This window comes from Devosia sp., from assembly GCF_017307565.1.
GTDB lineage: Bacteria > Pseudomonadota > Alphaproteobacteria > Rhizobiales > Devosiaceae > Devosia.
Genome location: NZ_JAFKHD010000440.1, coordinates 1 through 11,624, shown reverse-complemented (window position 1 = coordinate 11,624; position 11,624 = coordinate 1). Strand labels below are relative to the sequence as shown.

Annotated in this window: 15 protein-coding genes; 10 read left to right on the top strand and 5 right to left on the bottom strand. The window is 63.7% G+C overall.

Going from position 1 to position 11,624, the window contains the following annotated elements; translation table 11 throughout:
* Window positions 1-278: 278 nt before the first annotated feature.
* From J0I64_RS19260 to J0I64_RS19230, 7 genes are all read left to right on the top strand, one after another.
* Entirely contained in the window at window positions 279-530 is a 252-nt protein-coding gene (locus J0I64_RS19260) for a hypothetical protein (RefSeq protein WP_291411285.1), read from the top strand.
* 213 nt (window positions 531-743) lie between these two features.
* Window positions 744-1,319: a DUF1214 domain-containing protein gene (locus tag J0I64_RS19255; protein ID WP_291411283.1), complete on the top strand. Its 576-nt coding sequence runs from the start codon at window positions 744-746 to the stop codon at window positions 1,317-1,319.
* Window positions 1,316-1,861 (top strand): DUF1254 domain-containing protein, encoded by a 546-nt coding sequence (locus tag J0I64_RS19250; protein ID WP_291411281.1) that lies wholly within the window; start codon window positions 1,316-1,318, stop codon window positions 1,859-1,861. The genes J0I64_RS19255 and J0I64_RS19250 overlap by 4 nt, the downstream gene beginning before the upstream one ends.
* Window positions 1,861-2,196: a YnfA family protein gene (locus J0I64_RS19245; protein ID WP_291411279.1), complete on the top strand. Its 336-nt coding sequence runs from the start codon at window positions 1,861-1,863 to the stop codon at window positions 2,194-2,196. Before J0I64_RS19250 ends, J0I64_RS19245 begins: the two co-directional genes overlap by 1 nt.
* A 3-nt stretch (window positions 2,197-2,199) precedes the next feature.
* The gene (locus tag J0I64_RS19240) at window positions 2,200-2,556 is read left to right on the top strand and encodes a VOC family protein (RefSeq protein ID WP_291411277.1); all 357 of its coding nucleotides are present in this window, start codon (window positions 2,200-2,202) and stop codon (window positions 2,554-2,556) included.
* 1 nt (window position 2,557) lies between these two features.
* The gene (locus tag J0I64_RS19235) at window positions 2,558-3,136 is read left to right on the top strand and encodes an NUDIX domain-containing protein (RefSeq protein WP_291411275.1); all 579 of its coding nucleotides are present in this window, start codon (window positions 2,558-2,560) and stop codon (window positions 3,134-3,136) included.
* 51 nt (window positions 3,137-3,187) lie between these two features.
* Window positions 3,188-3,646, top strand: a complete 459-nt coding sequence (locus tag J0I64_RS19230) for a GNAT family N-acetyltransferase (RefSeq protein WP_291411273.1) — start codon at window positions 3,188-3,190, stop codon at window positions 3,644-3,646.
* Window positions 3,647-3,652: 6 nt separating this feature from the next.
* Here the strand turns inward: J0I64_RS19230 and chrA are convergent, their stop codons facing one another.
* Together chrA and J0I64_RS19220 are read right to left on the bottom strand one after the other, a co-directional pair.
* Window positions 3,653-4,843: a chromate efflux transporter gene (gene chrA, locus J0I64_RS19225; protein ID WP_291411271.1), complete on the bottom strand. Its 1,191-nt coding sequence runs from the start codon at window positions 4,841-4,843 to the stop codon at window positions 3,653-3,655.
* Window positions 4,844-4,858: 15 nt separating this feature from the next.
* Window positions 4,859-5,743, bottom strand: coding sequence for a hypothetical protein (locus J0I64_RS19220; RefSeq protein ID WP_291411269.1), 885 nt, complete (start codon window positions 5,741-5,743; stop codon window positions 4,859-4,861).
* Window positions 5,744-6,025: 282 nt separating this feature from the next.
* Here J0I64_RS19220 and J0I64_RS19215 point away from each other — a divergent pair, with 282 nt between their 5' ends.
* Window positions 6,026-7,186: a DUF2336 domain-containing protein gene (locus J0I64_RS19215; protein ID WP_291411267.1), complete on the top strand. Its 1,161-nt coding sequence runs from the start codon at window positions 6,026-6,028 to the stop codon at window positions 7,184-7,186.
* A 67-nt stretch (window positions 7,187-7,253) separates the two neighbouring features.
* On the opposite strand, the gene J0I64_RS19210 is transcribed toward J0I64_RS19215, so the two are convergent.
* From J0I64_RS19210 to J0I64_RS19200, 3 genes are read right to left on the bottom strand one after another with little or no spacing between them, the layout of a single operon-like run.
* A complete protein-coding gene (locus J0I64_RS19210; protein ID WP_291411265.1) occupies window positions 7,254-7,607 on the bottom strand; it encodes a DUF1491 family protein in 354 nt (117 codons plus the stop codon).
* Complete coding sequence (locus J0I64_RS19205) at window positions 7,607-8,797, bottom strand: peptidoglycan-binding domain-containing protein (RefSeq protein ID WP_291411264.1); 1,191 nt, start codon at window positions 8,795-8,797, stop codon at window positions 7,607-7,609. Before J0I64_RS19205 ends, J0I64_RS19210 begins: the two co-directional genes overlap by 1 nt.
* On the bottom strand, window positions 8,794-10,617 hold the full coding sequence (locus J0I64_RS19200; RefSeq protein WP_291411262.1) for an ATP-binding protein: 1,824 nt from the start codon (window positions 10,615-10,617) through the stop codon (window positions 8,794-8,796). The genes J0I64_RS19205 and J0I64_RS19200 overlap by 4 nt, the downstream gene beginning before the upstream one ends.
* A 302-nt stretch (window positions 10,618-10,919) precedes the next feature.
* Here J0I64_RS19200 and J0I64_RS19195 point away from each other — a divergent pair, with 302 nt between their 5' ends.
* Both J0I64_RS19195 and J0I64_RS19190 read left to right on the top strand, forming a co-directional pair.
* Window positions 10,920-11,216, top strand: a complete 297-nt coding sequence (locus tag J0I64_RS19195; protein WP_291411260.1) for a hypothetical protein — start codon at window positions 10,920-10,922, stop codon at window positions 11,214-11,216.
* A gap of 142 nt (window positions 11,217-11,358) precedes the next feature.
* A partial coding sequence (locus tag J0I64_RS19190; RefSeq protein ID WP_291411258.1) for a SufE family protein occupies window positions 11,359-11,624 on the top strand: 266 nt, incomplete at its 3' end.

Here is an 11,624-nt window from a genome sequence, read left to right as displayed (position 1 = left end):
CCTCGCCGACCGGCTCGATGGCGCAATCAAGACCCTTCAGCCGATCACCGACCAGGCCAGCGCGCCCCGTACCACGACCGGCCTCTAGCGGGCGCGTTCCACATTGTTTTCATAAAACTGAACGAATTGAGCCACTGAGGCGTCCACATTTTCGCCTCAACCGCTGGTCATTTCCTGACTGCTCTCACGCTTTCGTGAGGCAAAAGTCCATGCGCAGGCTCCGCTCGTCGTTGCGGCAGCGGGCCGGTCGCACTTCACTTTAGACTAAAGGACCAGTCATGAAGACGTCGCTTCTCGCTCTTGGGTTTGTTGTCGCCACTTCCACCGCCGCCTTCGCCTGCACGGCCGAAGAACTGCAGGCAAAGGCCATGGATCTGTCCACCAAGGTGCAGACCGTGATTGCTGCCCATCCGGAAAAGGCCACTGAAATCACCGGCAAGTTCACCGCCCTGCAGACCCAGCCGCCGGCCGACGTCGAGTCCGCTTGCAAGGTCTATGACGACCTCCTTGCCGAGATCGAAGCTCTCTAGGCCTCGCGCCTTCGGGCGGGCGCCCTGCGCCCGCCTTGCCCACGGGCAATCGCCGCATCGGCGAGGCCCACCAGATTTGCCCAACCAGCGCAAATTTGTCTGCAGCACATCTTGAAGCCTTCCGCGTCCTGCGCTTGATTGCTATAGCCTAAAGCGTTCGCAGCGCTGCCGGTCCAGCACTCCATGCCCACCCATAGAGGATGCTGAACCTATATGCGTTTTGTCCTGCTGCTCCTCACCTCGATTGCCGTCGCATTGGCGACCGGCTTTGGCCTGAGCTATTACGCCCTTACCGATGGCCGCCTGTTCGGCGCCTCCGAAATCGGCCCGTGGGTGTCCTGGCCAGATCTCGGCTCTGCCTCGCCCAATCCCTATTCACGCGGCCATCTCACCCGCGAGGCTGCCCTGCAGCTCGGCCGCGCCGAAGGCCTGCAATTCGTCGCCACCACCGATAGCGCCGGCGATGCGCTCGATCTTTCCTGCACCTATGTGCTCGAAGGCCACGTCCCCGTCTCAAGCTTCTGGACCCTAGCCGCCGTCAATGCCGAAGGCGTCAATCTTGCGGCCTCAGGCACCGAACTGGCCCTGCGCTCGAGCGAAATCATCCGCAACAATGCCGGCGCCATCGTCATCTCCATCGGCAAGGCGCTGTCGCCCGGTTCCTGGCTCGAACTTGCCGGCACCGGCGCCTTCTCCTTGCGACTGACACTATACGATACCACCGCCTTTTCCGGCTTCGGTTCGGACAACGACACCATGCCCAGCATTACCCGGGGGAATTGCGCATGACCCGCGTCATTCTCTGGCTGCTCGGCGGCGCGCTCCTCGGCGGCATCATCCACATCCTGGTCATTCTCACCCTGCCCATGCTGGCCGATGAGACCACGTGGTCGCGCGTCTCGGCCTTCGAGGCCAAAAACCACATGCTGGTTCTGCCTCCGGTCGAGGCCGGCCGGCCCAATCCCCTCGGTCTTGATCCAGAGCTCGTCTACGGCCTCTGCCAAGTCGACCTATCCGATGGCCCGACTTATCTGCGCGGCAAGCTGCCCGACGCCTTCTGGTCGCTCGCCCTCTTCAATCAGGCTGGGGCGGTCATCTATTCCACCACCAATCGCGACGGCATCGGCCAGACCGTCGATCTCGGCATTTTCAACGACGCTCAGACCCGGCTCCTGGCCCAGCAGCAGATCGATATCGAAGAGGGCCTGCTGGTCGTCGAAGCGCCGAGCGATCAGTTGTTCGCCCTGGTCCGCCTCTCGCCTCCGCACGAAGCCATGCGCCAGCATTTTGCCGATCGGCTTGCCGCCGTGTCCTGCGGGCCGCGCCCCTGATGGCGCCTGTCCTGCCTGTAATCGCCATCTATGCCCTGGCGGCGCTGGCTGAGATTTCCGGTTGCTTTGCCTTCTGGGCCTGGCTCCGCCTCGGCAAATCCATCTGGTGGCTCGCCCCGGGCGTCGTCGCGCTCATCGCCTTCGCCTGGCTTCTTACGCTGGCCCCGGCAGACCATGCCGGCCGCGCCTATGCCGCCTATGGCGGGGTCTATATCGTCGCGTCCCTCGTCTGGCTCCTCGCCGTCGAGGGCCGGCAACCTGACCACTGGGACATCGTCGGTGCCCTTGTCGCCCTCATCGGTGCCGGCATCATCCTCTTCGCGCCCCGGGGCTAGTCCATGATCCTCCATGTCGAAATTCCCGCGAACGATCTCGACCGCGCCATCGCCTTCTATGGCAAAGTGCTGGGCACTGCCTTTGCCGAACCCGTCGACCTCCACGAAAGCCGCATGGCCTATGCCGAGGTATCCGGCGAAGGCACCAGCTGGGCTCTTTGCCAGGGCGAGGTCTACGTGCCGACGCAAAACGGCGCGATCCTCTATTTCGTCGTGGACGCCATCGACGCGACCATCGAGACAGCGCGAAGCCTCGGCAGCGACATCCTCTTTCCCAAGACCGCGCTTGCCGATGGCAGCTTTGTTGCCGAAATCAGCGATAGCGAAGGCAATCGCGTCGCCCTCCAGAGCCGTACCTGACATGACCCCGGACCAGTTCACCGCCGCCCTCGCCACCGCCGTCACGCGCTACCGGGCCGAAGTCGCGGCCCCAGCCGAACACATGTCCCTCCTCCTCTGGCAGATGAGCGAAGGCCACCGCCTCGATAGCCGCGAAACCATGCCGGGGCACCTGACCACCAGCGCCATCGTGCTCTCGCCCGACCACGCCCAAATCCTCGTCATCGACCACAAGACCATCGGCCGCTGGTTACAGCCCGGCGGCCACTATGAGCCGAGTGCCTTTTTCCATCTCTCCGCCCAGCGCGAGGCCGAAGAGGAAACCGGCATCACCGGCCTGCAACTCCACCCCTGGCACCAGGGACAGGACTTGCCCTTCGTCATCGATAGTCACGACGTGCCCGGCAAGCGCTCCCGCAACGAAGCGCCGCATGTCCACCATGATCTGCAATATCTCTTCGTCGCCGATCCCAGTCAGCCGCTCGTCGCCCAGCTCGAAGAAGTCCATGCCGCGCAGTGGCGCGAAGTCGACATGCTGGCAGAGTTTGCCCCCAAGGCGGCCGAGCGCCTCAAATCGGTGCGGGCACCGGTAACTGTTTGAAATTCCTGAGGCCTGGCCGTAGAATAAAGGAAAAACAGGTCGCCAGAACCAATGTCCGAAGCCAGTCTCGTTCAGCTCGTCGCCATCGATGCCGACAATCGCGCCCTTGCCCTGGCACTCGCGCCAAAGCCCGAGCAAAAACATTTCGTGGCAAGCAATGCCTATTCCTTGGATCAGGCCGCCGGGAGCGACGCCTGCGTTCCCCTGCTCATCGTTGCGCACGGCGAAGCCGTCGGTTTCGCCATGTATGCGCTCGAACCCGAGGACGGCCATTATTGGATCTATCGCATGATGGTCGATGCCCGCCATCAGGGCAAAGGCTACGGCACCGCCGCGATCACCGCGCTGACGAAACTGATCTTTGACACGACCAACTGCCCGCTCATCGCGCTCGACGTCAAACCGGAGAACGTCATTGCCCGCCGTCTCTATGAGAGCGCCGGCTTTGTCGATGCCGGTTATGAAATCGAGGGCGAGCCGGTCATGCACCTCTACAATCCGGCCGGCTGATCGGGTCTAGAGGACGCCGAGCACCCCACCGCAGGCGGCCAGTGCCAGAACCACTGCCAGCGGCGGCAATTTCCAGCTCACCAGCGCCACGAACCCGGCCAGCGCCAGCGCAAAGTCCAGCGGCGACAAAACCGCCGAGGTGAAGACCGGATCATAGAGCGCCAGCGCCAGAACGCCCACCACCGCCGCATTGGCGCCCCGCATCCCGGCCTGCGCCAGCGGATTGCCGCGCAGCCCCTGCCAGAACGGCAGCGCCGCCAGCACAATCAGCAGCCCCGGCACGAAGATCGCCACCAGAGCAATGCCCGCGCCCAAGATCCCGCTCGGCGGTACCGAACTCGCCGCACCGAGATAGGCAGCGAAGGTGAAGAGCGGCCCCGGCATGGCCTGAGCTGCGCCATAGCCGGCAAGGAACGTGTCGGCACTGAGCCAGCCCTGCCCCACCGTTCCCGCTTCGAGCAAGGGCAGCACCACATGGCCGCCACCAAAAACCAGCGCACCCGCGCGATAAAAGGCGTCGAACAGCGCGACCCCAGGATTGGTTCCGGCCACCAGCGGCAGCACGACCAGCAATCCGACGAACAGCAGCAGCGCGAAAATGCCAAAGCCACGCGACACCGGCGCCTTGGGCCCGGCCGCGACTTCCGCGCCCGCTTCCCGGCACAGCACCAGCCCCAACGCGATACCGAGAACGATAGCACCGACCTGTCCCACAACGCCGCCCAGCACGACCATGGCGAGCACGGCCAGAACGGCAATCCCCGCGCGTATCCGGTCCGGCGTCAGGCTTTTGGCCATGCCCAGCACCGCCTGAGCCACGACGGCCACGGCGACCAGTTTCAATCCGTGCAGCACGCCCTGTGCCAGATCGCCATTCAGCGCCGCCGCGCCGAGCGCGATGAGAACCATCAGAATGGCGGAGGGAAGGGTAAAGCCGGCCCAGGCTGCGGCCGCGCCGAGCGGACCGGCACGCATCAGCCCAATGGCAAAGCCGACCTGGCTCGAAGCAGGACCCGGCAGAAACTGGCAAAGCGCGACGAGGTCGCCATAGCTCTTGTCGTCAAACCAGCCACGCCGGCTGACGAACTCGTCGCGAAAATACCCCAGATGCGCGATGGGACCGCCGAAACTGGTCAGACCGAGTTTGAGAAAGGCTCCAAAAACCTCTCCGGGCGACCCGGTCTGTTCGGCACTCACAGGCAACTCCGGCACTTACTTGATCTGAATCACTTCCGTGTCCGGGACCATCGTCTGGAAGCGTGACGGTATGGTGACACCGCCCTGCCCCAGCCGCTTCGGTCCGCCCGAGCAGAAATCGTAGCGGCTGGCCCGGTCGGCCCAGGCCTGCAACTGCTGCAGGGAATTGTCGACAGCGATCGATTGCTCATGCGGGGTTTCGACCAGCAGATTGTCGAGCGCATAGGAATAGCTCTGGTAGCGGTAGTTCACCGCCCGCACGAACCATTCGATGTGGTGGGTATTTTCATACCGCCGCGCAGCGACATCCTTGGCCGCAGTCGGGGCCAGATCGGTCAGCGAGGCCAGCGCCACTTCGCGGTTCTTGTCGACCTCGAGCACCGCACAGATGCTCAGGAAGGTCGATGGCAGGGTATCGAGATCGGCCAGGATATGCCGGCCCAGCGTCGCATAGCGGACGCGCGAGGACTGGTAATATTCCCTCTTGAGCCAGTTGTAGTAGCGGTCCGGCTTGAACATCCAGTCCTTGGCCCGGGTGATCCGCGTGCGCTGCAATTCCGCTTCGGAATCAAACATCCAGTCCTTGGAATGCGCAGCAACGAGGAAGCGCCAGGTGCGATCATGCATCTCGCGTTCCTGGTCGGTCTGGTTGAAGTTCGAGACGGGCTCGCGCTGCTTGGCCATGAAGCTGCCGACGGCGGGCATGACATTGTCATGCAGCACACCGGGCTGCGCGCGGCCGAAATCGCCTACGGGCCGGGCCGCACAGGCGACCACCAGCCCGGCAAGAACTGCCGTGGCAAAAAATCCCAAAACGCGCGGCATAAAATCAGCCGCGTTTACGACGACGCCGCGAGGGGTCGAGCCGGTCAGTGGGTGGCGGCGTCGGACCGCGTTCATAACGTACCCCGGTGAACAAAAAAATCTGGGCGTCGCCGGACTGTCTGGGTCCGGTTCTTGCGGGGCGGTCCCGCTTTTCAAATCTCAGCAGCTTTCCCAAGCTGACCTCCATCGGTGCGCCGCTCCCCCGTCCCTAGTGGAGGCAGCGAGTTCAGGTGATTCTCCCGGCGCGGTGACGCTCCGCCGCGCTGTGCCCATTAAGAGATCGTCAAGGTTAACAGTCTGCTAACGAATTATAGGCAAATTGTTCATCAGAACGCGCCGGGGGGCGCGCACACATCGATGGTCCTGCCTAACATGCTCGGTTTTCAGCCTTACGAAACCTTCCAGCTTCTCATTGAAACCGGCGGTGTGGACCGCACCAACACCCTTCTCATAGCCGCATGCGATGCCTATGCCCGCCGCGGCCGTCCGACCGTTCCCGAAATAGAACAGTTCGAGACCCTGGCCTCGCGCCTCTTCCAATCCGCCAGCCCCCAGGCCCGCGCCAAGGCCGCCGCCATCCTTGGCCGCAGCGAGTTGCTCTCGCAGACCCTCGAGCAGCTAGTCATTGAAAACATTGGCGAAGATCTCGTTTCCTTCCTCGCCAATGCCGAGGAACTGTCGGACCGGACCCTGCTCGATGTGCTCGGCCGCTACGACGTCGGCGCCGCCGCAACCATCGCCAGCCGCAAGAACCTGACCAATGTGGTTCTCGCCAAACTCTTCCAGATGAACTCGCGCAAGGTCTATCGTGCCCTCGCGACCAATCTCGACATCACCCCGCGCGGCGCCTATCTCAGCGCCCTCGCCCGCTCGGCCCAGATGGACCACCTGGTTGCCGAAGCCCTTGGCGAACGTCGCGATTTCGACGCAGCCCTGCTCGCCCCCGCATTTTTCGACCTCTCTGATTCGCACCGCATCAAGGTCATCCAGGCCTTCGCCAACCGCGAAACCCCGGCCGCCCCGATCTCGCGCACCATCGAGCAGCTTTCGGTCGCGACGCCGGAACTGACCAAGGCGTTGATGAAACTCTTTTCGGAAAACCGTCGTCCGGAAGTCACTCGCCTTCTCGCCCAGATCACTGGCCTTGATGAAGTCCGCTGCGGCCAGATCGCCCATGACGTCACCGGTGCCTCGACCTTCGTGGTGCTGCGCGGCTTCGGCGTCTCCGCCTATGATGGCCTGAAAGTTCTGATCCACGCCACGAGCCACGACAGCGAACGCTCGCGCGCCCTGGCTGATTTCGCCTCGCTCTTTGCCACCGTCTCGGCCGAGTCCATGGCCTATCTGATGAGCGCGTGGCGCGGCGAAGTGAACCTGCTCGACCTGTCCAAGCCGCAGTACCGCCCGGTCACCATGCCCAGCCGCCGCACGCCGCAGCCGGCCGCAAGCTCGGGCAATGCCGTGGTCGAACAGGCCATGGTCGCCCTCTCCCGCATCGGCGCCCGCCGCGCTGGTTAAGGTCTCGGCATTACAAAAAAAGAAGCTGTGTCATCCCCGCGAAAGCGGGGATTTCCGTTTGAGGCGGCTAGGCCTTCCCAGAATCCTTGATGACATCGATCCCGAGGTCATCGCCGCGCATATCGATGCTCAGTACCCAAAGATCGGGGTCAAAGTCGCTTTCCCGCGCGATGCGCTGGCGCACCGTGTCGGGCTCGACATGGTCGAAGCGGCGCTGGAAGACGAGCCCCGCATCGTCGCCACGACTGATCACCGGCGCCGGCGTATAAAGCGAGCGCGTGCCATCGAGATGGTCGACCTCGATATAGACCTGCCCGGCGATGGGATCGCCACGGCGCGCCACGACGCACATATGTCCGATGTCGTTGTGGCGCCGCACGAAGGCCATGCACCACAGATCGCTGCGGATCGCCCCGGCCACTAGATGGTCGCGCCGGCCTTGCGCAGCAGGTCGATAAGGTCGGGCTGCACCTGGCCGGTTATCTTGTAGCGATGGAAATTTTCGAATTCGCGGATGGCGCGCGCCGTTTCGGGGCCCGGATTGCCATCGATCTGGCCTCGGAAGAAGCCAAGGCTTGCAAGCCCACGCTGAATATCGGCAACGAGCTGGCCGTCGGTTGCCGGACGGGCCGCACGCGGCTGGGTCTGGGGCACGGTCGAGGAGGCCGTCTGGACGAGGGCTTGCGGCGCGGCCTGCACAGGAGCAGGCAGGCTTGCGGTCGGCACCGGCGGATTGCTGGTCGGCGTCGCGGTTCCGCGCGAGCCATCAACGGCGGCAACAATGGAATCAATGGTGCTGGCCGCGGCGACGCCAACGGTGTCCACCGCCTGTTCGACCGGAGAGAGCGCGGGCAAGCGAGCCACAACCTGATCCTGCTGCGGCTGGGGTTGCACCGGCGAGGCGGCGACCTGCACGGGCGCCGGCGTGACGACAGGCGCAGGGGCGATCGCGGCTTGGGGCTGCGGTGCGGGCTGGGCCTGAACGACCGGCTGCGCGACCGGAGCACGCGTTGAAACCCGACCGGCAGAATCGGACCCGAGAATCGCCGAGACGATACCGCTCGAGAGCGCGCCCATGGGCACAAAGCCGTTGCGCTCTTCGAAAGCACGGATGGCGCGGGCGGTCATCGGGCCATAGTAGCCGTCGACCTTGCCCTGGAAGAGCTGCAGTTCGGCGAGCTTTTTCTGAACGGCAAAGACCTCGGCATTACCGACCGGTTGCTCGGGAATAGCCTGGGGCACGGTAGCAACGCTGCCGGTCGTTTGCGGCGACACGGCGGTATTGGCGATTGCAGCCTGCTGCTGGGCGTCCTGAGCGGCCTGTTCGCGCATTTCGGCCGGCGCCGGCATCGGCGCGGAAGCGGCATCGACGGGCGCAGAATAGGGAACGCTGCGATCCATGGAAAAGAACGGCGAAGGATGCACACCCGTCTGGAAATAGAGCGCATTGCTGCCAGCAAGGGCGCTCATCGCCACGAGGGCGAAGACGCCCGTCGAAGCCAGGGGAGCGCGCATATAGCGTTCAAACGCCCAATGCGCTCCACGACCGAGATGGGTCATGAGAACGCTGCCGGCCATAAGCGGCAGCTGGGACAGAGTGGATGCTGTCATTGCGCTTTTCTTTTTTCGTTTTGCCATGGAGTGATAGGCGCCGCTGCAGGCTCGCGATGGAGAGGAAGGACAGCGACAGTCTCTTCCAACTTGGTTGCCGGACCGTTTATCGGGAGAAGAACCGTCATGGTTGTCCCCGCCCCAATTTCGGACATGGCGCGCAATGCACCGCCGTGGAGCTCGGCCAGGCCCTTTACGATCGAGAGGCCGAGGCCCGTGCCTTCATATTGACGGTTAAGCCCGTCCTGCGCCTGGAAGAAGGGTTCGCCAATGCGCTCCAACGCCATCGGCGCCATGCCGATGCCGTGATCGCGCACGGCAAAGCTGAGCGACTGCCCCTGGCGCTTGAGCACCAATGTGACGGTATCGCCGACATGGCTGAACTTGATGGCGTTGGACAAGAGGTTGATCAGGATCTGCCGGCAGGCGCGCTCATCCGCCAGCACGGCGGGCAGACCCGGCTCGATGTCGGCAACAAGCGAAATGGAGCGCTCCTTGGCCATGGCTTCGACCATGGCAAAGCAGGCCGGCACGATCTCGTCGGGCTGGAAACGGGCGGTGCTGATCTCGAACTTGCCAGCTTCGATGCGCGACATGTCGAGCAGCATGCCGACGACGTCGAGCAGGTGCCGTCCGCTCTGGTGGATCAGACCGGCATATTCGCGATGGGTCGGGGACAGTTCGCCGCCGATACCCGAGGTCATCATTTCCGAAAAACCGACAACGGCATTGAGCGGCGTGCGCAGCTCGTGTCCGATGGTGGCGAGGAACCGCGACTTGGCCTGCGAGGCCTCTTCGGCCGAGCGCTGCGCTTCGGCCATGGCCGCTTCGCTATCCTTGCGCTCGGTCACGTCCCGCAGCAGCGCCGTCACTTCGTAGCGTTCCGCCGCGTCGTCATCGCGGATGGGCGCGAATCGGGCTTCCACCCAGATGAACTGCGGCACGCCGCCCCGGGCATGCGGGTCGTCGCGGCGCATGCGCACCTCGATCGAGCGATTCCGCCCGCCCTGATTGGCATCAGCAAAAGCGGTCAGATAGGCGGGGCGATCCATGACGTGCAGGCGCTCGCCGAGCGAGGCCGTGCTCAGCTGATAGCGCGGGCAGCCGAAGAGCGTTTCAGCCGACGGGGAAGCCGAGACCAGGTCGCCTTCCGTCGAAAAGCATAGCACGGTGTCCTGCACATGCTCGACCAGATGCCGATAGGCATTGAGCTGCGCCTTGTCCTGCACGACATAGCCGGCATTGATATTGTGGGTGGTGTAAGCGACCAGCGCGATGGCGAGCCCGAAGACCAGCGGACCAACCGTCGTGGCCTCCTGGGCCAGGGCACTGTCGACGGGAAGGCCGATAAGGGAGCCGAGCGAACCGAGCACGAGCGCAACTGCAACAGCCAGCCAGCTCCAGCGACGCACCTGCGAACCCAGGAGCAGCGCGGTCAGAACCGGCCCCATGAGGGTGATCATCAAGCCCATATCGGCAAGTCGCGTATCCACCAGCGTGAGCACGAGCCCACCGCCCATGATGGTCACGATCTGCGCCAGCGCCGCATCGTCGAAACGGCCGCGGTGATGCAGCGACAGGCTCGTCATGCCGCCGGCAAGGCCGACGCAGGCGAGAGCAAAGCCGAGTGCCGACTTGTCCAGCAGCGACCAGAGCGCCAGAGGCATGAGCAACACGGCGGCAGCGATCAGCAGACGGGCATTGTTGGCGATAGTCTTGCGGCGCAGCACATCGGGGCGTTGGCGAGACACGGCTGCAGCCGCGCTGCCGCCCTTTCCGCCAATGCCAAAAATACCAAGGCTACGCATCACTTTACTCATACTTGAGACGCCAATCTTGTCGGCCCCCGGACCGCTGGATCAAACCCGAAGCCGAGCTCGTCCTGTCTGATTGTTCCACCAGATCTTGTCCCGGCACCCTCGCGCGCTGGCCCCTAAGACAGATTTAAGTGTGCGCGTCGCAAGGAGGCTTTCGGCAGTTAGCGTAAACAAGGCGTTGCCCCATTCCGAAACTGCGACAACGATTTGTTTCAAATTTTAGGGACTGGGCCCAACTGCCCTTAAGAAGCGGGGGCTAGGCTTCGAATCAAAGAGCGGGAGAGGCCCGTTCGGAAGCTTTGGCTATGATGTTTCTTTTGCGCTCCGCCTTCTGGCTCACCGTTGCTTTCGTTGTCATCCGCCCGGATGCCGACATCGGCGCCTCTGCCGAATCGGTTGCCAACCAGGCCCTCGCGCATGGCAGCCAGTTCGTTGCCCAGCAGATCGAGGGCATCGAGTGCGATAGCCTGCAATGCATTGGGGGCAAGGCCATCGTCGCCGCTGCCCTCCCGACTATCCCGCCCTCCGGCACACCCATGCATGTCGCGCCGCAGGACAATCCGGTTCCCTACCCCCGACCTCGACCGGATTGGGCGGGCTGACGGCGCCTGCCCCGGCGTCGGATTAGGCCTATCCAGTGATGCACGTCCCTGCCCATGCGACGTAACTCCAGCTCACTGGCTCCTGCCGCAAGCACATTGCCCCGTGCTTGCGGCTTTTTCTTATGAGGCCTAGATAGAGGCCATGACCAAGCCCCAGCCCTTTCAGGACATCGCCGACAACCTTTCCTTCCTTGATGATTGGGAAGACCGGTATCGCTACCTCATCGAACTCGGCCAGGCGCTACCGCGCCTCGAAGAGGCGGAGCGGGTCGATGCCAACAAGGTCAATGGCTGCATTTCCCAAGTCTGGCTCGTCGCCGAGCCCGCCAAGCACGATGGCGCCGTGTCCATTCACCTCAAGGGTGAAAGCGATGCCATGATCGTTCAGGGGCTCGTCGCCATCCTCTT

Bases quoted from the DNA above. Each gene is read 5' to 3' on its own strand.
- J0I64_RS19245 (WP_291411279.1), top strand. From the start codon at position 1,861: ATGGCGCCTGTCCTGCCTGTAATCGCCATCTATGCCCTGGCGGCGCTG.
- J0I64_RS19220 (WP_291411269.1), bottom strand. From the start codon at position 5,743: ATGAACGCGGTCCGACGCCGCCACCCACTGACCGGCTCGACCCCTCGC.
- J0I64_RS19205 (WP_291411264.1), bottom strand. From the start codon at position 8,797: ATGACAGCATCCACTCTGTCCCAGCTGCCGCTTATGGCCGGCAGCGTT.
- J0I64_RS19250 (WP_291411281.1), top strand. From the start codon at position 1,316: ATGACCCGCGTCATTCTCTGGCTGCTCGGCGGCGCGCTCCTCGGCGGC.
- J0I64_RS19230 (WP_291411273.1), top strand. From the start codon at position 3,188: ATGTCCGAAGCCAGTCTCGTTCAGCTCGTCGCCATCGATGCCGACAAT.
- J0I64_RS19215 (WP_291411267.1), top strand. From the start codon at position 6,026: ATGGTCCTGCCTAACATGCTCGGTTTTCAGCCTTACGAAACCTTCCAG.
- J0I64_RS19260 (WP_291411285.1), top strand. From the start codon at position 279: ATGAAGACGTCGCTTCTCGCTCTTGGGTTTGTTGTCGCCACTTCCACC.
- J0I64_RS19200 (WP_291411262.1), bottom strand. From the start codon at position 10,617: ATGAGTAAAGTGATGCGTAGCCTTGGTATTTTTGGCATTGGCGGAAAG.
- J0I64_RS19240 (WP_291411277.1), top strand. From the start codon at position 2,200: ATGATCCTCCATGTCGAAATTCCCGCGAACGATCTCGACCGCGCCATC.
- J0I64_RS19255 (WP_291411283.1), top strand. From the start codon at position 744: ATGCGTTTTGTCCTGCTGCTCCTCACCTCGATTGCCGTCGCATTGGCG.
- J0I64_RS19235 (WP_291411275.1), top strand. From the start codon at position 2,558: ATGACCCCGGACCAGTTCACCGCCGCCCTCGCCACCGCCGTCACGCGC.
- J0I64_RS19195 (WP_291411260.1), top strand. From the start codon at position 10,920: ATGATGTTTCTTTTGCGCTCCGCCTTCTGGCTCACCGTTGCTTTCGTT.